At 69.5% G+C, this 25,031-nt stretch carries 15 protein-coding genes and 1 pseudogene; 7 read left to right on the forward strand and 9 right to left on the reverse strand.

Annotated features, from left to right (window positions below):
• Positions 1-136, reverse strand: a pseudogene (locus tag MJ797_RS11480) (IS607 family transposase); the annotation flags it as partial.
• A 158-nt stretch (positions 137-294) separates the two neighbouring features.
• A complete protein-coding gene (locus tag MJ797_RS11485) occupies positions 295-2,061 on the reverse strand; it encodes a protein kinase (protein ID WP_239334317.1) in 1,767 nt (588 codons plus the stop codon).
• Between the two features lie 270 nt (positions 2,062-2,331).
• Between MJ797_RS11485 and lat the strand changes: the two genes are divergently transcribed.
• From lat to MJ797_RS11505, 4 genes are all read left to right on the forward strand, one after another.
• Entirely contained in the window at positions 2,332-3,747 is a 1,416-nt protein-coding gene (lat, locus tag MJ797_RS11490) for an L-lysine 6-transaminase (protein WP_374582017.1), read from the forward strand.
• A gap of 10 nt (positions 3,748-3,757) precedes the next feature.
• Positions 3,758-5,326, forward strand: coding sequence for an aldehyde dehydrogenase family protein (locus MJ797_RS11495; RefSeq protein ID WP_239334361.1), 1,569 nt, complete (start codon positions 3,758-3,760; stop codon positions 5,324-5,326).
• Between the two features lie 472 nt (positions 5,327-5,798).
• Positions 5,799-9,356, forward strand: coding sequence for a DNA polymerase III subunit alpha (gene dnaE, locus MJ797_RS11500; RefSeq protein WP_239334318.1), 3,558 nt, complete (start codon positions 5,799-5,801; stop codon positions 9,354-9,356).
• A gap of 440 nt (positions 9,357-9,796) precedes the next feature.
• Positions 9,797-10,006, forward strand: coding sequence for a hypothetical protein (locus MJ797_RS11505; protein ID WP_239334319.1), 210 nt, complete (start codon positions 9,797-9,799; stop codon positions 10,004-10,006).
• A gap of 162 nt (positions 10,007-10,168) precedes the next feature.
• On the opposite strand, the gene MJ797_RS11510 is transcribed toward MJ797_RS11505, so the two are convergent.
• From MJ797_RS11510 to MJ797_RS11520, 3 genes are all read right to left on the reverse strand, one after another.
• Positions 10,169-11,539 carry a DEAD/DEAH box helicase gene (locus MJ797_RS11510; protein ID WP_239334320.1) on the reverse strand — a complete coding sequence of 457 codons (1,371 nt, stop codon included), beginning with the start codon at positions 11,537-11,539 and terminating at the stop codon, positions 10,169-10,171.
• Between the two features lie 491 nt (positions 11,540-12,030).
• Positions 12,031-13,302 carry a DUF445 domain-containing protein gene (locus MJ797_RS11515; protein ID WP_239334321.1) on the reverse strand — a complete coding sequence of 424 codons (1,272 nt, stop codon included), beginning with the start codon at positions 13,300-13,302 and terminating at the stop codon, positions 12,031-12,033.
• A gap of 25 nt (positions 13,303-13,327) precedes the next feature.
• A complete protein-coding gene (locus tag MJ797_RS11520) occupies positions 13,328-14,749 on the reverse strand; it encodes a glycosyltransferase 87 family protein (RefSeq protein ID WP_239334322.1) in 1,422 nt (473 codons plus the stop codon).
• A gap of 328 nt (positions 14,750-15,077) precedes the next feature.
• Between MJ797_RS11520 and MJ797_RS11525 the strand changes: the two genes are divergently transcribed.
• Positions 15,078-15,368 (forward strand): metal-sensitive transcriptional regulator, encoded by a 291-nt coding sequence (locus MJ797_RS11525; RefSeq protein ID WP_239334323.1) that lies wholly within the window; start codon positions 15,078-15,080, stop codon positions 15,366-15,368.
• 93 nt (positions 15,369-15,461) lie between these two features.
• A complete protein-coding gene (locus tag MJ797_RS11530) occupies positions 15,462-17,858 on the forward strand; it encodes a cation-translocating P-type ATPase (RefSeq protein WP_239334324.1) in 2,397 nt (798 codons plus the stop codon).
• A 68-nt stretch (positions 17,859-17,926) separates the two neighbouring features.
• Here MJ797_RS11530 and MJ797_RS11535 read toward each other — a convergent pair whose 3' ends face one another.
• Both MJ797_RS11535 and MJ797_RS11540 read right to left on the reverse strand, forming a co-directional pair.
• Entirely contained in the window at positions 17,927-18,568 is a 642-nt protein-coding gene (locus MJ797_RS11535; protein WP_239334325.1) for a DUF305 domain-containing protein, read from the reverse strand.
• A 104-nt stretch (positions 18,569-18,672) separates the two neighbouring features.
• Positions 18,673-19,110 carry a hypothetical protein gene (locus MJ797_RS11540; protein WP_239334326.1) on the reverse strand — a complete coding sequence of 146 codons (438 nt, stop codon included), beginning with the start codon at positions 19,108-19,110 and terminating at the stop codon, positions 18,673-18,675.
• 193 nt (positions 19,111-19,303) lie between these two features.
• On the opposite strand from MJ797_RS11540, the gene MJ797_RS11545 reads away from it, so the two are divergent.
• A complete protein-coding gene (locus MJ797_RS11545) occupies positions 19,304-21,289 on the forward strand; it encodes a hypothetical protein (protein WP_239334327.1) in 1,986 nt (661 codons plus the stop codon).
• Between the two features lie 37 nt (positions 21,290-21,326).
• Here the strand turns inward: MJ797_RS11545 and MJ797_RS11550 are convergent, their stop codons facing one another.
• Positions 21,327-23,468, reverse strand: a complete 2,142-nt coding sequence (locus tag MJ797_RS11550) for a SpoIIE family protein phosphatase (RefSeq protein ID WP_239334328.1) — start codon at positions 23,466-23,468, stop codon at positions 21,327-21,329.
• 288 nt (positions 23,469-23,756) lie between these two features.
• Positions 23,757-24,944, reverse strand: coding sequence for a CaiB/BaiF CoA-transferase family protein (locus MJ797_RS11555; RefSeq protein WP_239334329.1), 1,188 nt, complete (start codon positions 24,942-24,944; stop codon positions 23,757-23,759).
• Positions 24,945-25,031 lie beyond the last annotated feature (87 nt).

The raw sequence follows: 25,031 nt of genomic DNA on the forward strand, positions 1-25,031 counted from the left end.
GTTCGACGGCTTCCGGCTCCACCAGGATCAACCGACCTACCCGCCGGGCAGGTACCGGCAACGTGCCTTCTCGAAACCAGCGGTACGCGGTGACGTGATGCACGCCCTCACGCTCAGCCCACTGCTTCAAGTTCACTCATGCATCATACCGCATACTCAAGCTGCGGCAGTTGACAGCCCCTGTTGCCGGGCGCTCTTAGCCGATTGTGCCTGACTCTGCGACGCGGTCCGTCTCCTTGGATATGTCCACCTTCACGCGTGCCGGGTGCGCGGGGCTCCCTCGGCGCCGCGCGGTCAGCGGCGGCTGTCGCGTGCGTTGGGGTCGTTCGGCGGGATCGACGCGGGGTCGACGTTCAGTTTCCTGCCGTCCCAGTGGAACACCACGTCGGTGGTTCCGCCGCTTGGGCAGCACGCCTTGTCCGCTGGTTCGTACAGGTCGTAACGCAGGACAACGGTCGTCTGCGTCGCGGACACGAAGTGGATGCCGGCACTTGGTTCACTGAAGTCCTTACCGATCAGGTCGGTGCCGACGAAGAAGAATCCGGACTGGCGGGGCGTGCCGGATGCGCTGTTGGGCGTGCCGGGTGCGCCGGGTGCGCCAGCGCCTTGACCGATCAGGACATTAAGATTCCGGCCCACGGCGAAGCCGGTGTGGTCGATCACGGTGAAACCCTGCGCGTTGACGATGTTGGAGGCCTCAGCGAGGGTGAGAGGCGCATGCGTCGGCGGCTGTGTGGTCGTCCGCGTCGGAGTGACGGGCGGTGGCACGGTGGCGGTCCGGCCGGCCGGCGGCGTTGGGCCTCGGAGGGTGGTTGTGACCCCGCCGACGGCTGATGTTGTCTGCCCGGCCACCGTCGCTTCGCTCCCGTCGCCAGCGGGGGAGTTCTGCCCGCGTAAGGCCAGGGCCGTGGCGATCCCACCGATGAGTGCCAGCGCCAGGATGGTCGTCAGAACAACGGTGAAGGTGCCGCGCCGACGGGGCCGCGACGGCTTCGGCGGTGGCTCCCGGTACGGCTCCTCGGATTGCCGGTGCGGTGCTGGCTGCTGGTGCGGTGCTGGCTGCTGGTGCGGCGTGGCGCGCGGCGGGCCGTCGCCAGCGCGGGTGCGGTAGGTGGGCGAACGGAACGTGTCCGCCTGTTCCTCGGCAGGAGCCTGGGAAGGCGCCTGGGAAGGTGCCTGTGGCGGGGTGGGCGACAGTGACCACCACTGCGCCAGCGCGGTGTGTGCCGCTCGGACCGTCTCATCGGGGTCGGTCGCGTCGCGGCCCAGAAGAGCCGCGACGAGCGCCGCCGCGGTTGGGCGCCGTGCCGGCTCCTTGTCCAAGGTCCAGGCCAGCACCGCGCGTAGCGCCGGTGGCACGCCGGTCAGGTCGGGCTCAGCAGTCATGATCTGGATGGCGATCGCCTCGGGCCGCTCGCCCCGGAACGGCTGGCGGCCGGTGGCGGCGAACGCCACGCAGGCGCCCCAGGCGAAGACGTCGGTCGATGGCCCGGCCCGCTCACCCCGGAGTTGTTCGGGTGCCATCCACACCAGGGTGCCGACGAGCACGCCGGTACGGGTGTGGCTGGTCGAATCGGCCGACCGCGCGATCCCGAAGTCGATGACCTTCGGGCCTTCCCAGGTGACCAGAATGTTGGACGGCTTGAGATCGCGGTGGATCACCCCGGCCGCGTGGATCGCGACCAGGGCGTCGGCGAGCCCGACCGCCAGCCCATCGAGCAGGCGTCCGGTGAAGGGACCGCGCAGGGCCACCGCCTCGGTCAGGCTGCGGCCCTCGACGTATTCGGTGGCCATCCACGGGCGCGGGCCGGTGGTATCGGCGTCGATCACCGCGGCGACCGACATGCCGCGTACCCGGGCGGCCGCGGTCACCTCGGTGCGGAACCGGTCGCGGAACTCAGGGCTGTCGGCGAGCCCCGGCGACGGCACCTTGACCGCGACCGGTTTGTTGTCGTCGGCGAACCCGAGATAGACGGTGCCCATGCCGCCGGCGCCGATCCGGCTCTGTAGACGGTACGGCCCGATCTGGCGCGGGTCGTTGTCCGCCAGTGGCTGGAGCACGCGTTTTCCCCCTCGTTGGCGTTTGCCTGCCGGCCCGATCGGCAGCCGACGTCCCTAATTGTCCCTGATGGCCGTCACTGGGTGGCTGCGCCGTCCCGCTGACGTCGGCTATTCGACAACCGTCAGCGACGGGGAAAAATTTTATCTTGATTTCAAGTGGAAGGAATAGTATCTTTACAATCAAGCTGGTTCTGCCGAAAGTTTCTCCGTCTCGCTGAGATGTCGGACCGGTCGACGCGAGATATGCGCGAGGAGGATGGGATGCCGAGCATGCCTGCCGCGGTTACCGCGCGGAATCGGATCTCCCCGGTCGCCAGGAGCCGGGCCGCCGCACATTCCATGGTCGCGCCAGACCGTGTGCTGGAGGTGCTGGGCCGCCATGTCCTCATGGATGGCTTCGGCATCGTTTTTGATCTTGAGCGCAGCCGTGGCAGCTGGCTCGTGGATGCCCGTGACGGCCAGCGCTATCTGGATCTTTACAGCTTCTTTGCCTCGGCGCCGCTGGGGGTCAATCCACCCCAGCTGACCAGCGACCCCGTTTTCCTCGCCGAACTGACCGCCGCGGCGGTCAACAAACCGGCCAACCCCGACATCGCCACCGCCGCCTACGCGGGGTTCGTCGAGACGTTCGCCCGGGTCCTCGGCGACCCGGAACTGCCCCACCTGTTCTTCGTCGAGGGCGGGGCGCTCGCCGTCGAGAACGCGCTGAAGTGCGCGTTCGACTGGAAAAGCCGTCGCAATGCCCAGGCCGGGCGGTCACCGTCACTCGGGACGCGGGTGCTGCATCTGCGCCACGCCTTTCACGGCCGCAGCGGCTACACGCTGTCGGTCACCAACACCGACCCGGTGAAGACCGATCGCTTTCCGGTGTTCGACTGGCCCCGGATCGACACCCCGGTGGTCACCTACCCGCTGGACGGCACCCGGCTCGCCGACCTCGCCGCGGCCGAGGCACGCGCGCTCGCCCAGGCCGAGGCCGCGTTCGCTCGTCATCCTCACGATATCGCCTGTTTTCTGGCTGAACCGATCCAGGGCGAGGGCGGCGACAATCATCTGCGAGCGGAGTTCCTCGCCGCGATGGAACGGCTGTGCCATGTCCATGAGGCGCTTTTCGTCCTTGACGAGGTCCAGACCGGGGTGGGAGCCACCGGGGCGGCCTGGGCGCACCAGCAGCTGGGCCTGCGTCCCGATGTTGTCGCGTTCGGTAAGAAGGTGCAGCTCGGCGGGGTGATGGCGGGCCGGCGGGTGGATGAGGTGCCCGACAACGTCTTCCGGGTCACCGGAAGGATCAACTCGACCTGGGGTGGCGGGCTGGTCGACATGGTCCGCTCCCGCCGGATGCTTGAGATCATGGAGGCGGACGGGCTGTTCGCCCGTGCCGGCACGCTCGGCCGCGATCTGCTGGCTGGCCTGTGGGAGCTTGCCCGCGGCTACCCGTCGTTGGTGACCAGCCCGCGCGGGCGCGGCCTGCTGTGCGCGATCGACCTGCCCTCGCCGGAGATCCGCGACGAGGTGGTGCGCCGGCTGCGTACCGAGGAACATGTTCTCGTCCTGCCCGCGGGGCCGCGCGCGCTGCGGTTCCGGCCCGCGTTGACCGTTTCCGCCACCGAGCTCTCCCGCGGGGTGGCGGCGCTCGAGCGGGTGCTGGCCCGTACCCCGGCCGCTGACGTCCCGGCTACCTGCTGAGAGCGTGATGATGACATCGGTGAGCTATGGAGTCGTGCTGGCCGGTCGGGCACCCAGCCAGGACCATGCGGGCCGGGCGGTGCGCCGGTCGACGAACCCCGCCCGCCTGGACGAGGTGGTCGCCGAGATCGTGCTTGCGAGCCCCGCCGACCTGCTGGCCGCCTGCCGTGCCGCGCGAGCGGCTCAGCCGGGCTGGGCGGATGTGCCCGCGCCCGTCCGCGGGAACGTGATCGCGAACCTCGGGCGGCTCGTCGAGGACAATGCGGCCGCGCTCGCCCGGCTGGTCACCCGTGAGGTCGGCAAGCCGCTGGCCGAGGCGCGCGGTGAGGTACAGGAGATCATTGATACCTGCCGCTTCTTTCTCGGTGAGGGGCGCCGTCTGTACGGCGAGACCGTGCCGTCGGAGCTGCCCGACAAGCAGTTGTTCACCTTCCGGGAGCCGGTTGGTGTGATGACGGTGATAACCGCGGGCAACTTTCCGGTGGCGGTTCCGTCGTGGTACATCGTCCCGGCGTTGCTGTGCGGCAACACCGTCGTGTGGAAGCCCGCCGTCTACGCGGCCGCATGCGCACAGGCGTTCACCGAGCTGCTCCGCCGTGCCGGGGTACCGGCCGGCGTGCTCGAAGTCGTCCCGGCGGAGGGGGTGGAGACGTTCACCGGCCTGGAGCGGGCGCTGGCCGCGGGCCTTGTCGACAAGGTCGGCTTCACCGGCTCGACCGAGGTTGGCCGGATGATCGGCGAACTGTGCGGCCGGCACCTGCAAACCCCCTGCCTGGAACTTGGCGGGAAGAACCCGATGGTCGTCGCGCCCGACGCGGATCTGGACGCCGCCGTCGCCGGCGCGGTGTTTGCTGGCTTCGGCACGGCCGGGCAGCGGTGCACCTCACTCGGTACGGTGATCGTGCATGCTTCGCTGCGCGACGAGTTCGTCCGCCGGTTCGTGGCCGCGGTGCAGGCCGCGGCCATCGGTGACCCCTTCGCGGACGTCCTGTACGGGCCGTTGCTCGATCTGCGGTTCGCCGACGGTTTCGAGCGCACCCTCGGGTGCATCCGTGACCATCACCGGGTCGCGGGTTCCTCGGCGGTCGGGCGGATCGACGCGGCCCGGCCGCGGGACGGGTTCGTCGGTGCCGCCGAAACCGGTCTGTACTATCACCCGGTGATCATTGACGGGGTGCGGCCCGGTGACGAGGTGTTCGATGAGGAGACCTTCGGCCCGATCGTCGGCGTCACCGCCTACCGGCACCTCGATGAGGCCATAGAACTGGCCAACGCACCTGGTTACGGTTTGTCGTCGTCGATCTACACCAATAACCCGGCGACTGTTTTCCGGTTCCGTCGCGGTGTCAGCGCCGGCATGGTCAGCGTCAACAACTCGACGTCCGGGGCTGAGGCGCATCTGCCGTTCGGCGGTAACGGCCGGTCCGGCAACGGTTCCCGCCAGTCCGGACGCTGGGTGCTCGACCAGGTCACCCGGTGGCAGGCGGTCAACTGGGACTACTCCGGCCACCTGCAGAAGGCCCAGCTGGAAACCGGCGTCCCCGCCGCCGACCTCACCTACCGCCTCCCCAGCGGTTAGAGCGTGTGTGAGATCGGGCTTTCGATCAGTGAGCCGCGTCCAGGCGCCTCCTGGCAAGGCGGAAGGCCGAAGCGATACCGGATGAGTTGTATCGGTGTGGCCGACAACGCAGCCAGGGGGCGCCTGGGCGCGGCGAGCCGGAATGACGATCTCAAACGCGCTCTGAGAGCGCCTGGCAACAGGGAGCGCGGATCAAGGCGCGGGGCTGGGGCGCGTGCCTCGCGCGGCGATGGCTGGGGAGCGATGACACGTGTCCACGTGTCCACGTGCCAAGCGCGGTGATGAGCGGTTCGTAGTTACGCCGTGTTCGCGGGAAGGCGCGGTTGCCGGTATGGGGATCAGGCTGATGAGCGGTCCGCCCGCCGCACCGGCGTCCCTGTGGTCGTTGAGGCTGGTACCACTGTGCCGCGTGCGGAGGCCCTGGGTATGCGCCGCTAGAGTTCAGGGAGGGACAGGGTAAGAAAGGGGACCGATGGCTAGCGATTCTTTTGTCCATCTGCATGTTCACACCGAGTACTCGATGTTGGACGGTGCGGCCAAGGTCAATTCCCTGTGCGCTGAGGCCGCCCGTCTCGGGATGCCTGCGGTCGGTATGACAGATCATGGTAACATGTTCGGCTCCTACGAATTCCAGCAAGCCGCGAAGAAATCCGGTGTCAAGCCGATCATCGGTATCGAAGCCTATATCGCGCCTGAATCGCGTTTCCACAAGAAGCCTATCTTCTGGGGCGAGGGCGGCCAGCGGAACGCTGATCCCGACGGTGAGGGCGGCGACGTCTCCGGTGGTGGCTCCTACACCCATATGACTATGCTCGCCGCTGGCGCGACCGGCTTGCGGAACCTTTTTCGCCTGTCCAGCCTGGCGAGTCTCGACGGCTACTACCGCAAACCCCGGATGGATCGCGAGTTGATTGCCGAGCATGCCGCCGGAATCATCGCGACAACGGGCTGTCCCTCCGGTGAGGTCCAGACCCGGCTGCGGCTCGGCCAGTTCGACAAGGCGCTGGAAGCCGCCGCGACCTTCCAGGACATATTCGGCGCGGAGAACTACTTCCTCGAGCTGATGGACCACGGCCTGCCCATCGAACGCAGCGTGCGCGACGGTCTCCTGCGAATCGCCCGGGAGCTGGACCTTCGACCGCTCGCGACCAATGACAGCCACTATGTCACCAAGGATCAGGCGGACTCGCACAGCGCACTGCTGTGCGTCGGCACCGGCAAGACACTCGATGACCCGAAGCGGTTCAAGTTCGACGGCGACGGCTACTACCTGAAGAGCCCGGACGAGATGCGGGAACTGTGGGACGGTCAGGTCGCCGGCGCCTGTGACAGTTCTTTGCTGATCGCCGAGCGGGTCGAGCCGTACGACGAGGTGTTCACATTCGTCGACCGAATGCCACGCTTCCCCGTCCCCGCCGGTGAGGACCAGTTGTCCTGGCTGTACAAAGAGGTGGCCCGAGGGGTGGAACACCGGTTCGGCGCCGGCCCCTCGCAGGAGGTCCGCGAGCGGATCGACTACGAACTTCGGATGATCGACCAGATGGGTTTCCCCGCCTACTTCCTGGTCGTCGCGGACATCTGCCGTGAGGCACGCGAGAAGGGCATCCGGGTGGGGCCCGGACGTGGTTCGGCCACCGGTTCGATGGTCGCCTACGTCCTCGGGATCACCGAGCTCGACCCGATCGAGCACAAACTGATCTTCGAGCGCTTCCTGAACCCCGAACGGGTCACCCCGCCTGACGTCGACCTGGATTTCGACGAACGCCGTCGCGGCGACATGATCCGTTATGTGACGGAAAAGTACGGTGAGGAGAAGGTCTGCCAGATCCTCACTTTCGGCACCATCAAGGCGAAAGCAGCGATCAAGGACTCCTGTCGTGTCCTGGGCTTCCCCTACGCTCTCGGTGACCGCATCACCAAGGCGATGCCGCCGGATGTGTTCGGCAAGGGCATCCCCCTGTCGGGCATCACCGACCCCCAGCACGAGCGATACAGCGAGGCGGCGGAGGTCCGCGGCCTCTACGAAACCGACCAGGAGGTCCGAAAGGTCATCGACACGGCCCGCGGGCTCGAAGGGCTCACCCGCGGAACCGGCGTGCACGCGGCCGGTGTCATTCTCTGCTCCGAACCGCTGCTGAATGTTCTACCGATTCACCGGCGTGACGCGGACGGCGCCATTATCACGGGCTTCCCATTCCCGCAGTGCGAGGATATGGGCCTGCTGAAAATGGACTTCCTGGGCCTGCGGAACCTCACCGTCATCGACGACGCCATCCGCAACATCCGGCAGAACCGCGGGACCGATCTCGATCTCCAGAAACTTCCGCTGGCCGATGTCCCCACTTTCGAGCTGCTGGCCCGTGGTGACACGCTCGGGGTGTTCCAGCTCGACGGTGGTCCCATGCGCAGCCTGCTGCGCCTGATGGCGCCGACCAAGTTCGAGGACATCGCGGCGGTGCTGGCACTGTACCGACCGGGGCCCATGGCGGCAAACTCGCACATCGAGTACGCGGACCGCAAGAACGGCCGCAAGCCCATCACGCCCATCCATCCGGAACTACGGGACGTGCTCGAGGGAATTCTCGGTGAGACCTACCATCTCGTCGTCTACCAGGAGCATGTGCTCGCCATCGCCCGTGAGCTCGCCGGTTACAGCCTCGGTAAGGCGGACCTGCTGCGCCGTGCCATGGGGAAGAAGAAGAAGGAGATCCTGGACGCCAGCTATGCCGAGTTCATGACGGGTATGGACGACAAGGGCTACTCGTCGGCGGCCGCGCAGGCGGTCTGGGACGTTCTGCTCCCGTTCTCCGGTTACGGATTCAACAAGTCGCACACCGCCGGCTACGGTGTCGTGTCGTTCTGGACCGCTTATCTGAAGGCGAACTATCCAGCCGAGTTCATGGCCGCCCTGCTCACCTCCGTCGGGGACGACAAGGACAAGATGGCAGTGTATCTGGCGGAATGCCGCAAGATGGGGATCCGCGTGTTGCCGCCAGACGTCAACGAGTCGTCCCTGTATTTCACACCGGTCGGTGCCGACGTTCGCTTCGGGCTGGGTGCCATTCGCAACGTCGGGGCACCGGTCGTCGACTCGATCAGGGCCACCCGGCAGAAGAAGGGGGCGTTCACCTCGTTCCCGGACTTCCTTGACAAGGTTGAGATCGGTGTCTGCAACAAACGTACCGTCGATTCCCTCATCAAGGCGGGCAGCTTTGATTCGCTCGGCCACACCCGCCGGGCGCTGGCCCGCGTCCATGAGGCCGCCATTGACGCCGTCGTCGGCCCCAAACGGGCTGAGGCGTTCGGCCAGTACGGTCTGTTCGGCGATACTGACGGGAACGAGAGCGGACCGGTCAAAATCGGCCTCGATCTTGATCTCGGCGTCGCGGAGTGGCCCCGCCCGGAACTTCTCGCGCAGGAACGCGAGATGCTCGGCCTCTACGTTTCCAGCCATCCGTTGGAAGGCGCTGAGAAGATACTGGAACGTAATCGGGACACGTCGATCGTCGATTTGCTCGAAAGTGGCCGAAGCGAGGGTGCGGTCCGTATCGCGGGTGTGATCGCGAAGGTCGACCGGCGGGTCAACAAGACCAGCGGCAGTCTCTGGGCCATCCTTACTGTCGAGGATCTCGACGCCGCCGTGGAGGTCCTGTTCTTCCCGAAGAGCTATGAGGTCCACGGTTCTCAGCTGGTGCCCGACGCTGTTGTCTCCGTCCGGGGCAGGCTCAACGAGCGCGACGGCGCCATCAGCATTTTCGGACAGGATCTCACGACGCTGGACGTCTCGAGCCTGAACGCGGATGCGGAACCGCCTGTCGTCCTCATGCTGCCCACCCACAAGGTGACCCCGGACCTCGTCAGCAACCTCAAACGCATCCTGGCCACGCATCCCGGCAGGACTCCCGTGCACCTGCGGCTGCAGGGCCCGCGCCGGACCTCTCTGCTCAGGCTCGGGCCCGAGGTCGACACGACCGGAGCCTTCTGGGGGGACATCAAGAGCCTCCTCGGTACGAAGGCCGTCGCGTCGTGACCGCGAGCTGGCGAGACCGTGAGCTGGCGAGACCGTGAGCTGGCGAGACCGAGCTGACGAGACGCCCCGCACACAGGCGCCTCCGCCGTCGTTGCGGCCCGGCTCCGGCCCCGGCGCGTGGCCGGGGCTTTCGCCCGGCTGGTCGTTGTCCCAACTATCAACTGTCAACAACTGTCGACCGACAGTGGCACGGGCAAGGCACGCCTGTGCCACGCTGGCCCGTGGTGGCCGGTGCCGGGACGCACCGTATGCCCATCAAGCGGCCAACTTGGTTGTGTATGCGCCGTCTGTGATCGTGCATGAACATTCTCACCCACGGCCGCCTTATTGTCCCGAACGTCGGCTCGATATGTTTCGTAGCCAGGTGTCCGCAGGATGCGGGCACGCCCGTTGTGCCATTACGGGCTGGTTACACATGTCGTTGTTGTATGGAGGGGGCAATGTCGGTGTCTGAGCAGGATGAATCGGTTTACCTGGAGCCGCGCGGATCGCGGTCAGGCCAGTGGGCGGCGGCGGAAGGGGACGTCGACAGCCGCGTGGACGGCGCGTCCGAGTCGTGGCGGGTCCCGCGTTCCGTCGCGAACCCGTCACGGCTGCGGCTGGGAGCGGCGCGCCAGGCGATGTCGGCCGGGGTATCCGACGGGCTCTGAGCAGGCCGGCCAGCGGGCCTTGTGCCGAGGGCGCGGCACCGACTCGTTCGGTGCCGCGCCCTCGGCGTTTCAGCCGGCCGTCATATGCGTGATCGTGACTGTCGCGACTTGCACACGCACGCGACGGCCAGGGAGGTCAGTTATAGATCATTTTTGGTCGGGTCAGCCCTGACCGGTCGTCGTGGTGGATGCCGGCCCCTGGCGGCGCCCGCCACGACGCTGCTGGTCGGACCCCCCGCGGCCACCGGATGCGGAACCACCGCGGGATGAGGAGGCGCCCCACTGCTTGTCAGTACCGCGCCGTGAACCGCCGCCGGGCCGTCCCTGCGCCGGCACCCGAGAGGATGCCGACGCGGGCAGCGACTGGGTGGCGGTCCGCTGCTGCGGCAGGACCCGGGGCGCGGGAGGCCCGGCGAGGCGTGCCACTACCTCGGCGTCCGCGTCGGCCGGTTCCGGCTGGGCGTCGCTACCGGCGGCACGTAGCAACGCACGCACAATCCCGCGTTCCTCCGGAAGCGAGACGAGCACATCGGCGCCGTGCGCGCCCGCTCGCGCGGTCCGTCCGCCGCGGTGCTGGTAGGTCTTGGGATCGCTGGGAAGCCCCGCGTGCACCACGATGTCGACGCCGTCGACGTGAATGCCGCGAGCGGCCACGTCGGTGGCGACCAGCACCCGGTGCGCGCCGTCGGCGAACCCGGCGAGCGCCCGGGTCCGGGCGTTCTGCGCCATGCCGCCGTGCAGTGGCTGAGCCGGGACACCCGAGCGGGTGAGCTGCTCGGCGAGCCGGTCCGCGCCTCGCTGGGTGCGGGCGAACACCAGGGTCCGGCCGGAACCGCCGGCGAGCGCGGTGACCAGACGGGTGTGGGCGGCCGGGTCCGCCGCTTCGAGGGCGTGCCGCGACAGTGTCGAGACCTGCGCGGTCTCGGAATCGATGGCGACGAGCACCGGCTCTGGCAGGTACTGGCGGACCAGTACCTCAACCTCCCGGTCGAGGGTCGCGCTGAACAGCAGCCGTTGGCCACCAGCGGGGGTCGCGTCCAGGAGCGCTCGCACGGCCGGGAGGAAGCCGAGGTCACACATGTAGTCGGCCTCGTCCAACACCGTGATCGCGATCTCTTCCAGGGAGCAGGCACCGCGTTCGATCAGGTCGGTGAGGCGCCCGGGAGTGGCGACGACGATGTGCACTCCGCGCCGCAGCGAGCTGATCTGACGGGAGATCGACGTTCCGCCGTACACCGCGCGCAGCCGAAGGCCGAGCGGTCTGGCGAGTGGGTCCAGCGCGTCATGGACCTGCTGGGCGAGTTCCCGGGTGGGAACGAGGATCAGGCCGCGGGGGCGCCCTGGCGCGACGGCGCGGTTCTTCGACAGCTCCGCGAGCATCGGCAGGCCGAACCCCAGGGTCTTGCCGGATCCCGTGCTCGCGCGGCCGAGAACGTTCTCACCGGCGAGGACGTCGGGCAGGGTGGCAGCCTGTACCGGGAAGGGGGCGGTGATTCCCTGGCGGGCAAGGGCTGTGACAAGGGACGGCGGCAAACCCGCGTCCGCGAAGGAGGTGACCGGCGGGCGCGGCTCGCGGGTCGGCAGTGTCGGGCGGGGCGGCGCGGACCGGTTCGGTCCGTTCTGCTTGCCGCCCGGACGAGGGCCGCCGCGACCGCGGTAACCGCCACCACCACCGGGTCGGGAACGGCGGCGGGCAGGGGAGGGCTGAGTATCACCGTGCTGAGACAGGGTTCTTCCGTCCGTCGTGTCGAGGTCGCCGCGTGGATGCGTCGGCGATCATGTGGCAGCGATCGTGCGTCCAGCTCGGGCCGCGTCACCAGAGCATGATCAGATTAAACCCGTCCGGGTTCGCACCGACCTGCTGTCACACGGACCTCGGGTGCGTGGCCCGAGAACCGCGCACCATGGACGGCCTGTGGCCGCCAGCGTGTTCAGCGTACACCGATCACGTCTGGGGGTGCCGCTGACCTCCTCTGTTGCGATGAGATCTCGCGCACGCCGAGACGGCGTGACCAGAAAGGGGCTCATAGCAACAGGCTTGTCAGCAGATGGATGACAAGCCCCGCGATCGCGCCGACCACCGTTCCGTTGATGCGGATGTACTGTAGGTCACGGCCCACGTGTAGTTCAATCTTGATTGAGGTCTCGGTCGGTTCCCAGTTCGCGACCGTCTCGCTGATCACAGCGGTGATCTCGGATCGGTATCGGTTGACGATCCATGCCACGATGTCGTTGGCTGCGGCGTCGACGCCCGCGCTCAGCCGCGGTTCCGTGGTCAGCCGCTCGCCGAGCGTCCGTAGCTCGTCGGCCATCCGGGTCCGCAGGACGCCGTCGGGATCGTCGGCAGCGTCGATCAGGATGGACTTGGTGGCCTTCCACATGGTCGCGAGCGCCAGGTCGACATCCTGATGATCACGAATGCGTTCCTTGAGCTTCTCCACCCGCTCAGCGGTGGCGGGGTCGGTGCGCAGCTGTTCGGCGAACCGGGCCAGAAAGTCGTCCAACGCCCGGCGCAGCCGATGGTCCGGGTCCGCACGGACCTCGCTGGTGAACCGCAGCGCCTCGGCGTAGGCGCGGGCCGCGATCGCCTCGTCGACGAATCGCGGTGACCAGGATGGGGCCTTGTCGGTCACTATCCGTAGCATTATTTCCGGATTGTCGCGCAGCCAGGCCTCCGCCTGCACGGCAACCAGGTCGACGAGACGATGGTGCAGCCCGCCGGCCACGATCCGGCCGAGCGCGGTGCCGGCGGCCGGTGCCCACGGGCGATCCATGACCCGGGTCAGGATGGTCTTCTCGACCACGTCCAGCATCACGTCGTCCCGGATGCCCGAGATCGCGGCAGCCAACCGGCCAGATGCCTCCGCGGCGACCCATTCGGCGTGGCCGGGGGCACCGAGCCACGCCCCCATGCGCATGGCCACCCCCAGGCCCGCGATTTTCTCCCGGATCACCGGCTCGGCCAGGAAGTTCTGGGCGACGAAGCGCTCGAGGCTGCGTCCCAGGTCGTTCTTGCGGTTCGGGATGATCGCTGTATGCGGGATGGGCAGGCCCAGCGGCCGGCGGAACAGGGCGGTCACGGCAAACCAGTCGGCCAGGGCGCCCACCGCACCCGCCTCCGCCGCGGCCCGGACATAGCCGGCCCACGTCGGCCCGCCGCCGCTCTCCCAGCGCCAGAACACGACATAGACGACCACGACGAGGGCCAGCAGCCCGGTCGCGATCGTCCGCATCCGCCGCAGCCCATGCCGCAGTTCGGCGTGGGTGGGCGCCGCGGGTTCCGGTCGCGCGGGCATCGTCCTCCGCTCCTGGGCTGTCACGTCATGTGCTGTCCTGCCCTGTGTCGTCCCGCCGGTGCCGATCGGCCGCGGCGAATGCTCTGGTTACGACCGTACGGCTGTGACGTCTCGATGTGCGGCGGTCGGCCGCGGTCGTGACAGAGCTGTCGGCCCCGTGGGCGGGCCGCGGCGGCAGACACGCCACGGCGACCATTCCCAGGAGCGCGCAGTAAGCGCCGATCACCCGCCCCGAGCCGCCGTGGGCCGCCGCGAGCAGCTGGAGAGCGGCGCCGCAGGCGACGGCGAGGGCGCCCGTGGCGACGGTGCGGATCACCGGACTGAATGTGCTGGCGAGCACCGCTTGCCGGGCGGGCCCGGGGCTGGCCGAGACGGTCCTGGCCATGGCCGTCGCACGGCGGGCCAGTCCCGTGCCGACGGTGCCGAGCACGGGAGCAGCGAGCAGCGTGAGCAGCACACCACCGACGGCGAATGCCGCTGGGCCGCTGCGGTGAGGGGTGACGACGAACCAGCTGGCGACGGCGAAGATGACCAGCGGCGGACGGGGCCCGGACGCATCGGGCGCGGGTGCGATGACGAGCAGCGGAGCGACGAGCAGCAGCAGGTAGTGGCTCCAGATGATCGGTGACGCCACGAGCGCGGCGGCAAGCGTGCCCGCATACAGCGTCCGTTCGTCCGCCGTGTGTCGCATGCGCAGCCAGCATGCGGTGAGCAGGCCGAGTGCCGCCACCCGGGCGATCCAGCTGGCCACGGTGAAGCCGAGACCGCTGTTGACCAGCAGGCCGGTGAGGCTGAGCCCCATCGGAGCCTCCGTGCGGCTGAGTACTGTGAGCATACCCAGGTAGGCGCGGGTGCCGACCGGGCTGATGAGCTCGGCCAGGGCGAACAGCACCGTGACGACAACCGCGGCGACCGCGCTCGCTGTGGCCCGTCGGGTCAGCACCAGCCACAGCCAGACCGGTGCCAGGAACAGCTTGGCGTAGATGACGGCAGCCGCGATCATCCCCGCGCTGACCGGCCGGTCGCGGCAGCGCCACAGCGCGGCGAGACCGAGGAAGAGCACGGCGTTGAGCGTCCCCATCTGTAGGCCGGTGATGGTGCAGGACGCCATCACCACCAGCGCGTAGGTCCGGGCCTCCCGCGCGCCGGCGAGGTGGGCCGCGGCGATCAGCGCCGCGACCGAGAGCGCGATGAACGCGAGCGCCCCGTAGCGGCCGAGCCACGACAGCGGGACGAAGCCGAATGCGACCAGGTAGGGATAGACGTAGGCGAAACCCGAGGAGATCTCGGCGGAACCCGGCGGCGGATAGGGGTCGCGGCCATGCCGGACGGCGCCGCCGGCACGCAGGAACACCTCGATGTCATAGTGCGGGAGCGGCACGATGTAGACCAGCCACACTGCGGCCACGACGGCCGCGAGTGCGGCAGCCCCCCGGGGCTTACTCACACCAGCGCCGATCGTCGTCCGCTGAAAACGTTCAGCGCCCGCAGCCTGCCAGTACCCACGACATGTGAACACCACGCCCGCCTCGCCCGTTGACGTCCTCGACATCGTTGCGCATGCCGCGGGGAGGGAGCCCACCCAGCCGGTTCCGGGACCGCGTCAACGCGCGGTGGGGTGTCCAGCGCTCGGCTCGCCCGCCCGCCGCCCGGCGGTGGTGCCGGCATGCCGGCCACGCCGTCCCATCCACTTGCCTGTTACCCTGGGGGGGTATACGGTCCGCCCTGTGATACCCCGAGGGGGTAGCGGATGGTGAGGGTGCGGTGAAGAACAGATGGGCGTGGCCCACGGCTACATCGGCAACAAGGACGACTACCTTAAGCGGCTACGGCGCATCGAGGGCCAGATCCGCGGGCTGCAACGGATGGTCGAGCAGGAGGAGTACTGCATCGACATCCTGACCCAGGTCTCGGCGGCGACCAAGGCGCTGCGGGCGGTGGCGCTGGGCCTGCTGGATGAGCACCTGGCGCACTGCGTCGTGGGGGCCGCGGCGGCCGGCGGTGACGAGGCCGACCGCAAGGTACACGAGGCTTCGGAGGCGATTGCCCGCCTGCTCCGGTCCTAGGGCGTGTTTCGAAAGTCATCTGTCCGGCTCCCGGAGCGAACCACGGCTTCCGAAACACGCCGTACGAGCAACCGGCAACAGAGGAGATGCACGATGAGCGCGACAGCGGACGCTGCGCATCCCGTCGACTTCGGAGAGATCGACCTGTCGATCGGGGGGATGACCTGCGCGTCCTGCGCCGCCCGTATCGAGAAGCGGCTCAACAAGATCGACGGTGTGACCGCCGCGGTCAACTACGCCACCGAGCGGGCCCGCGTCGTCTATCCCGGTCGGCTCACCACGGCGGCTCTGATCGCCGAGGTGGAGAAGGCTGGCTACCGCGCGTCCCTACCCCAGCCGGAAACGCGGCGTCCGGCGCGGCCGGGGAACACGGCGGCGCGTGCCGCTGGCGAGACCGGCGCGGCAGCCGAGATGGATCAGACCGGCCCGCTGCGGGCCCGGCTGGTCAGCTGCACCGCGCTGAGCCTGCCGGTGCTGCTGCTCGCGATGGTGCCCGCGCTGCAGTTCGACAACTGGCAGTGGCTGTCGCTGGCGTTGGCCACGCCGGTCGTGCTGGGGGGAGGGCTCCCGTTCCACCACGCGGCGTGGCGGAACCTGCGGCACGGCGCGGTGACCATGGACACGCTGATCTCGATCGGCACGCTCGCGGCGTTCGGCTGGTCGCTGTACGCCCTGTTCCTCGGTCATGCCGGCGACCGCGGCATGACGATGCGGTTCACCCTCCTCGCCACTCGGGACAGCGCCGCGGACAGCATCTACCTCGAGGCCGCCGCGGTGGTGACGACGTTCATCCTGGCCGGGCGGTACTTCGAGGCACGGGCCAAACGCCGGGCCGGCGCGGCGTTGCGGTCCCTGCTGGAGCTGGGGGCGAAGGACGTCGCGGTCCTGCGCGACGGGCGGGAGCAGCGGGTCCCGGTCGACCGTCTCGCTGTCGGCGACCGTTTCGTCGTCCGGCCCGGCGAGAAGATCGCCACCGACGGGGTGGTCGAGGAAGGCGCCTCCGCGGTCGACGCGAGCATGCTCACCGGCGAATCACTACCGGTCGAAGTCACGGTGGGCGACGCGGTCACCGGTGCCACGCTGAACGCCAGCGGCCGGCTGCTGGTCCGGGCGACCCGGGTCGGTGCGGACACCCGGCTCGCGCAGATGGCGAAGCTCGTCGTCGACGCGCAAAGCGGCAAGGCCGCGGTTCAACGGCTGGCTGACCGGGTCTGCGCCGTCTTCGTTCCCGTTGTGATCATTCTTGCGGCCGCGACCCTCACGGTCTGGCTCGCGCTCGGCGCCGGGGTGGCAACCGCGTTCACGGCCGCTGTCGCGGTCCTGATCGTCGCCTGCCCGTGTGCGCTCGGCCTCGCCACCCCCACCGCCCTGCTGGTCGGCAGCGGCCGGGGCGCGCAGCTCGGCATCCTGATCAAGGGGCCGGAGGTGCTGGAATCGACCCGGCGGATTGACACCGTCGTGCTCGACAAGACAGGGACGGTGACGACGGGGCGGATGAGCCTTGTCGATCTTGTTGTTGCGCCCGGCGCTGACCCCGACGAGGTGCTGCGGCTGGTCGGCGCGGTCGAGGACGCCTCCGGCCATCCGATCGGCCAGGCGATCGCCCGCGCCGCGCGGGAACGCCTCGGTGACCTGCCGGCGATGGCGGACGTGGCGGATTTCACCGCCCTCGGGGGCCTCGGTGTGCGCGCGGTCGTGGCCGGTCACACGGTCGTCGTCGGTCGCCGGGGCCTGTTGGCCGAGGAGTCGATACGTGTCCCGGACGAGCTCCAGCTGGCGGCACAGGCCGCTGAAGAGGCTGGTCGGACACTGGTCTTCGCCGGCTGGGATGGCGCCGCCCGCGCGGTGCTCGTCGTTGCCGACACCATCAAACCCACCTCGGCCGACGCGGTCCGCGGGCTGCGTGCCCTCGGCCTGGCCCCGGTGCTGCTCACCGGCGACAACACCCGCGCCGCCCGCGCCGTCGCCGGCCAGGTCGGCATCGACGAAGTGATCGCCGAGGTGCTTCCCAAGGACAAGGCCGACGTCGTGTCCCGGTTGCGGGCACAGGGCCGGGTCGTCGCGATGGTCGGGGACGGTGCCAATGACGCCGCCGCGCTCGCCTGCGCCGACCTCGGTCTGGCCATGGGAACGGGAACGGATGCCGCGATCGAGGCCGGCGACCTCACTCTCGTCCGCGGGGATCTACGCGCCGCGGTCGACGCCATCCGCCTGGCACGGCGCACCCTCGCCATCATCAAGGGCAACCTGTTCTGGGCGTTCGCCTACAACATCGCCGCGCTGCCGCTTGCCGCCGCGGGTCTGCTCAACCCGCTGATCGCCGGTGCGGCGATGGCGCTGAGCTCCCTGTTCGTGGTCTCGAACAGCCTGCGGCTGCGTCGCTTCCAGCCCGTCGGTGGTCCCGCGACCGGCGAGCCGGGCGTCGCGGCGGCCCGGATGGCAGACCAGCGGAGGCCCACCGTCGATGCCACGGCCGCCGGCGGCCGGTAACCGGCTGCCCGGCTATCGAGTGCCCGGCTACCGGCGGCACGGTCCCGCGCCGCCGGTAGCCGGCGGGGCTACAGCTTCGCGAGCAATGTCCTCATCGTCGTGATCTCTTCTGACTGGCTGGCCTGGATCCCGCGCGCGAGCTCCTTGGCCGGTTCATAGCGGCCGTTCTGCTCCTCGGCCCTGGCCATGCTGATCGCGCCCTCGTGATGAGTGATCATCATCGTGAGGAACATGCGGTCGAACCCAGGACCGCTGGCGCCTGTCATCGCCGCCATGTCGTCGGCTGACATCATGCCCGGCATCATCGACATCATGGGCATGGCGGCAGTCGACGCCGGAGGCATGCCCATGCCCATGCCGTGGCCCCCGCTCTGCGGGGTGGCCGTGGGCTCGCCCCAGCTCCGCAGCCAGCCCGTCATCGTCGTGATCTCGGGATCCTGGGCGCTTCGGATCGTCCGTGCCAATGACCGGACCTCCTCGCTGGCGGCCCGGGTCGACGCCAGGTCGGCCATGTCGACGGCCTGCCGGTGGTGCGGGACCATACCCTGGGCGAACGTGACGTCGGCGGCGTTGTGATCACTGTTTGCCGACGTGCTGGATGACACGGTGGCGGAATGCGTGGCGGAGCTGGCTGGGGAACTGTCGGTGCCGCACGCGGCCAGCACCATGGCGCTGAGCAGCGCAGCCAGAAGCGGCAGAAAACGCTTCATCGCAATGAGGTCCTTACGTGATCGTCAGTAGGCGGATGTCCGGACAGCGGACATGACCCGTCGCGAGACACGGCAGCGCGGGCGCGGTCATGCCGCGGGCCGGTCTACAGACGAAGCACGCAGAGAGCGGCACGATCGGGCGGTTGAGGTCTCCAGGCGCGGGGTAACCCACGCCATCCCATACCCCGACCGGCGGCTGCCGGCTGTCCGGCGGCCGCGGCGGCCAACAGCCACCCGGCGAAAGCGGCGAACTGGAGCAGGTCGATCGTGGTGGACGCCCGGACAAAAGCGCCGCACAGCGGGCCCGGATGGGTGTTGTGCCCCGTTGGCCCGTCCGGCGCGCCCCGGTCCGGGCAGCCGGGTGACTGCGCGGCCCGCGTCCGGGCGGACTCCGCGACAGCGTCCGCCATCGATGGGTGGGACATGAGCGGGTGGGCGGACAGGTGAGTCATGGAGCTGGGCGGCAGCCCTCCCAGCCCACCGTGCATCACCAGCAGGCCCAGGAAGAGCAACGGCAGCACCGCGATCACACGCCACGGCATGGCCCGTACCGCTCCCGATCCCGTCCGCACGCTTGTGAGTGTGCCTCACCGCGGGCTACGCCGTGGGAGAAGGCCCCGATTTGATCCATTCAGTGCTGCCCGGGGAAGGGCCGAAGGCGTTGCTCGGGGAAGACGGTATGTTCAGCGGCTGACTCCGCGCACCGGCGCGTGGGGTTGTGTGGGAGGGGCGGACGTGTCAACGAACCCGCGGGCGGCCTCGCTGGACGGGCGACGGGCTGCCCTCTGGTGGGCCGCGCGGATCCCTGCCTGGGTGCTTCCAGCGTTGATCTGTGCCTGGTTCGCCGCGGCGCTGGCCGCGAAGGCCGGTGACGCTCCCGCCTGCTCGGTCGCTCACCCGGGTGACTGCGGCCCGGATCTGGGCTCGGCTCTGCTCGGGGTATGTCTGCTGGGCGTCCCGGTGCTGCTGTGGTGGTCGCCGGCGGCCGGGTGCACGGCCGGGATCGTGTTCTGTGTCGCGGACGTGCTCTTCGACACCAGGGGTCCTGCCAGCGTCGTACTTGTCGGGTATGGGATGGCGTGCGCCGCGGCCGCGGCCTGGCTGCTTCGGGTGCGCGTGGGCCAGCGGGCCATCACTGATCATTTGTCCGGTGTGCGCGTGCTGCTCGCGTGGGTCCGGCCCGGCGGCCTCCGGCGCTCTCGGTTACTGGCCGTCGCCGCATTCGCCGTCATGGCGGCTGGACTGTATGCCTGGTACGCCCACGTGGGCGCCGTCGAGGACCGTCACCTCGCCGCAGCCGAGGTGCAGAGCGTCCAGATCGTCGCGGTGGGCAAGGGCAAGATCACAGTCGTTCTCGCCTCAGGAGCGCGTCACGCCCTGGCGGTGGCCGACACGGCTGGCTATCCGACAGGCTCGTCCGTGCCGGTCCGGACTGATCCGGGTGATCCCGGCTGGGTTCGCCTCCTGGCCGAACCGGACGACCCGACCGGGTGGGCCGTCGGCGGGTTCGCCGCGGCGGCGATCGCGGTCGCGTTGATGTCGCGGGAGTGGGTGGGATGGCGTGCCCGTCGCGGTCTTGTGACCGGTCGGCACCGGGGCATCCAAGTAAGGATCATGACAGACGAGCGTGGCGCGGTGCTCGTCTACGCCGCGGACGACGTGCGCGGAGAACGGCCACTCGCGGTCGTCCCCGTCCGTTGGGCGACCAGCGCGGCCGGAGCGGCCGGGCCAGGGCAGGCTGGCGCTGGCCGCTCCGATGAGCCCGGCCAGCATGGTGATCTTCATGGCCGCGGTGAATCCGGCGGATTTTCCGATGAACGGGCGTTCGGGCGGGCCTGGCGGGGTGAGGTCGACGACGCCGTCACAGCCTCTCCCGCCATGCTTGTCGGCGGGCTGCACGATGACGCCTGGCCAGCCTTTGTCATCGGGGACTATGCCGTCGGGGACTCCGCCGGTGGTGCTGATGTGCTGCTGCCCGTTGCCCCGCTGCGGACGTTCCGCTCACCGCCGAGCACCTGGTGGCGGTTGCTGCGGGGCGGCCGTGGCCTCCGGGCAGCCCAACGCGGGCCGGGCGGGGACGACAACCCGGCCGGTGGCACCGGTGGCACGGCCACCGAATACGGCTTGCCCGGCCGCCCCGTACCGGCGGGCGACGCCGACGCGGCCGTGCCCGCTTTGCCCACCGTGCTGCGAGGACCGGGCAGGTACCGGGCGGCCGGCGCGACGGCGCTGGGTGGTGGGCTGTTCGGTGCCCCGATCGCCGTGCTGCTGGGGCTGGACGTCGTGCCCGCGGTATGGCTCGGGGGCGTTCTGCTGGCCAACGGGCTGTTTGCCACCGGCCGGTCCGTCATCCTCGATGAGCGAAGGCTGACGGTCCGCGGCCCGATGTTCGTCCACAGCGTGGCCTGGGGGCGCCTGCACGGTGCTCGGCTTGTCGGTGACCGGCTTGTCCTGGCCTGGGAGCCGGCAACGGTGGTGGCGGTTGGGCCGTTCGCGCCGGTGGGGGAGTCCCCCGGCCGGCGGGAACAGACGGAGCGGACCGGCGCCGCCATGATGACGTTGCGTGCGCGGGCTGTCGCGGGAGCCGCGTGTGTGGGCGCGGGTGCGGGCGCGCGGCTTGGCCGGCAGGTGACGCGCGCACCGGGATTCGGGTTTGTGGTGGTCGCCGCGTACGTCCTGCTCGTGACCGCCTCCTGGTGGTGGCACGCCCACGGTGGCTGACCCGTTGCACGTCCGGGCGCGGGGGCCTGCCCGCCGGTCAGCGAATGTCGAGGAGGTCAGCGGCGAGCAGGCACAGGTCGTCCTCCCGGCCGCTGGGTCCGGCCACCTCGTCCAGCAGCCGGTCGCACGCCGCGTCCAGGCCCATGGTATTGGCGCCGGCGGCGACGGCCGACAGGAAGTCGAGCCGGTCGGATATGGATGTGTCCCGGCGTTCGACCAGCCCGTCGCTGTAGAGCAGCAGACGTGCGCCTGGCGGCAGGGCCATGGTGTCCTGCCGGTAGACGAGGTTGTCCACGGCACCGAGGATCGGGCCGTGGACTTCCTCCAGGAAGGCCGGGCTGGCGCCGTCGAGCACCAGCGGTGGGGGATGTCCCGCGCATGACCAGGTCAGCATCTGGTTGGTGACGTTGAGGCAGACGACCACCGCGGTGGCGTAGACCTCCGAGCCGGAAGCCGTGAGGCTGGCCGACAGCTGGCCAGTGATCGCGGCGGGGGACTGCCCCAGCATCGCGTAGGCGCGCGCCGCGTGCTTGAGCTCGGCCATGACCGTGGCCGCGCGTAGCCCGTGGCCACCGACGTCGCCGACGATCAGCATGAGCGAGTCGTCCGGGAGCGCCAGCGCGTCGTACCAGTCGCCGCCGACGTCGACGTCGCGGCCCGCCGGCAGGTATCGGGCGGTCAGGTCCACTCCGGCCACGGTCGGCAGGTGCCGTGGCAGGATCGCCTGTTGAAGCGCTTCGGTGACCGAAAGCTGTCGATCATACAGCCGCGCCCGTTCGATCGCGTGGGCGCAATGCCCGGCCAGGGTCGTCAGGAAGGCCCGCTCATCGGTATCGAAGATCTGTTCGGATGCCCACCCGAGCAGGATGACCCCGATCGGCCGTCCCGATATGATCATCGGGAGGTGGGCCATGCGGCCCAGCCCGGCCATCTCGAGGAGGGCCCCGACATGGGGATAGTCGGCCAGGTACTCCGCTCGGGAAGCGTCGAACCGGGCATGCGCCGTGCGCAGGACGTCCGAGGTGGCGGTGGCCGCCCGGCCGGAGATCCGTTCCAGGACGCGGTTGACCTGCTTGGGCTGTGTGGTCGGGCCGACCATGCACAGCCGCCCCTCCTCGCCGATCAGTATGATCGCGGCGACGTCGGCGCCGAGGTCGTCACGGGCGGCGCGAGCCACGGCGTCGGTGACGTCCGGAACGGTCAGGGCCTGGCCGAGCGCGGCGGTGATGTCGAAAAGCTTGCGGGCCCGGTCCAGCGCCGACGACAGTGATCTGATCAGCTCCGCGCGCTGTGCCTCCGCGCGCCGACGGTCGTCAACGTTACGGAAGTACACGGTCATCCCGTCCGGTGCGGGAAACAGGCGGACCTCGAAATAGCCGGCGAGCGGCCCGTAGTACCCTTCGAACCCCCCTGGGACCTGCGTCCGCCGGGCTTGTAGGTACAGTTTCTCGAACGCGGAGCCGATTATTTCCGGATACACGTCCCACATCGGTTTCCCGAGCAGCTCGGACGGGTCATAGCCGAGGAGCCGGCTCGCGACCGCGTTGACGAACACGAACCGGCCCTCGTTGTCGTACACCGCCACACCGTCGCTGACATGCTGCATGGCGCGCCCGGCCTGTTCGCGCTCGTGGCGCAGCTCGGTGGTGTCGGCGCAGACTCCGGCCAGGCGGACGATCTGGCCCGTGGTGTCGGTGATTGTCCGGCCGCGTCCCTGGAGCCAGGCGTGTGAGCCGTCCGGGCGCATCACCCGGTACTCCTCCAGGATGCAGCCACCGCTCGCCAGCGCCATGGCGATCCGAGCCTGGATGTTCGGCGCGTCGCTGGGGTGAACGAGGGCCAGGAAGGCCTCCATCGTCCCATCGAAGGCGTCCAGGCCGATGCCGTGCAGCTCGGCGGTACGCCGGTCCCACCGCAGCGTCCCGCCGGCGACATCCCAGTCCCAGACACCCACGCACGCGGCGTCCAGCGCGAGCAGCAGATGATCGAAAGTGTTGGCATCGGGCGCGAGCGGCGTTGGTCCGTCAACGTGCCAGGACGCTGGCGTCGAGGTCTCGGCGGGCGACCGCGCGTCGCAGTGGGCTTGCTGGCCGCGGCTACCCGGCCTGCCCGCGGGACCCCGGCGATCGCCCGGCAGATCATGGCTTGTCCGCCCAGGACCGGGCGGCGGTGTCGACACGGCTCGACAGTCAACCACGAGACCTCAGGTGCGTTCAGCAAAGGGAACGGAACAGGCCAGTATCTTGGCGCAATGTTACCGCGAGGCACCACCGCCAGGGTGGTTCTGCTCACGGTCGCGGGTGTGTCCCGCAGCCCGATCACTGGTGCCAGCGGGGCGGCGGCCTGTCCCTGGCCGCTGGTGTCCCTGGTCGGAGGGCACGCGATCGTGGTTGTCGCGTGCTCGGAGACCTCAGCGGAGGTGCTGGTCGGAGGGCACGCGATCGTGGTTGTCGCGTGCTCGGGGAGCTCAGCGGGAATATGGAGCCGGCCCCCCGGCGACGCCGGTATCGAGCAGCTTCGTCACCTCGTCCGGTGCGAAGCCCCAGCTGGCGAGTACATCGCCGGTCTGCTCGCCGGGCAGCGGCGGTACCGCGCCGAGTTCCGCTGGGGTGCGGCTGAAGCGTGGTGCCGGCGCGGGCTGCACCACGCCGTCGCGTTCGACGAAGGTTCCCCGCGCCTGGAGGTGCGGGTGGCGCGGCGCCTCGGTGAGCGACAGCACCGGCGCGGCGCAGGAGTCCGTAGCCAGCAGGAGGCCGGCCCACTCGTCGCGGGTCCGGGTACGGAACACGGCCGCGAAACGTTCCTTGAGCGCGGGCCAGTGGGCCTGGTCGTCCCGTGGCGGCAGGTCGGCCGCGGACAGCCCCAGGCGGTGGATCAGTTCGTCGTAGAACGGCCCTTCCAGCGCACCGACCGCGATGTACCCGCCGTCGGCGGTTTCGTAGACCTCGTAGTAGGGGGCGCCGGTGTCGGCGAAGTTCGTGCCGGGTTCGTCGCGCCAGCGCCCCTGGGCGAGCAGCCCGTGGAACAGGGTCGTGAGCAGGGCGGTGCCGTCCACCATGGCCGCGTCCACCACCTGGCCTCGCCCGTGGGCACGCGCTTCCAGCAGAGCGCAGACCACACCGAACGCGAGCAGCATCCCGCCGCCGCCGAAGTCGCCGACGAGACTGAGCGGTGGTACCGGTCGCTCTCCGTGCCGACGGAAGTTGTTCAGGGCACCGGCGAGGGCGATGTACGTGATGTCATGGCCGGCGGTATGCGCGAGCGGGCCCTGCTGCCCCCAACCGGTCATCCGGGCGTAGACCAGCCGAGGGTTGCGGGCAAGGCAGACGTCCGGACCCAGCCCAAGGCGTTCCATGACCCCGGGCCGGAATCCTTCGATCAGCGCGTCCGCACTCTGCGCGAGTCTGAGCAGCGTCTCGGTGCCGGCGGGGCTCTTCAGGTCGAGAGCTACCGACCGCCGGCCGCGGTTCATGGCGTATCCGCGGGGGTCGGCCGCCTGCCGGCTCTTCTCGTAGCCGCCGCCCGTGGTGGCACGCGTGAGCCGATCCACCCGGACGACATCCGCGCCCATGTCGGCGAGCAGCATCGCCCCGAACGGCGCTGGGCCCAGGCCAGCCATCTCCAACACCCGCACGCCTGTGAGCGGCCCGGTCATGAGCGTCTCCCCTCGTCCTGGTGGCTCGGTTGTACAGCTGACTAATCTGAATAAATGATAGATATATACGGTGTCGCCGGTCCCCCG

The organism is Protofrankia sp. CiP3 (assembly GCF_917627345.1).
Classification (GTDB): Bacteria; Actinomycetota; Actinomycetes; order Frankiales; family Frankiaceae; genus Protofrankia.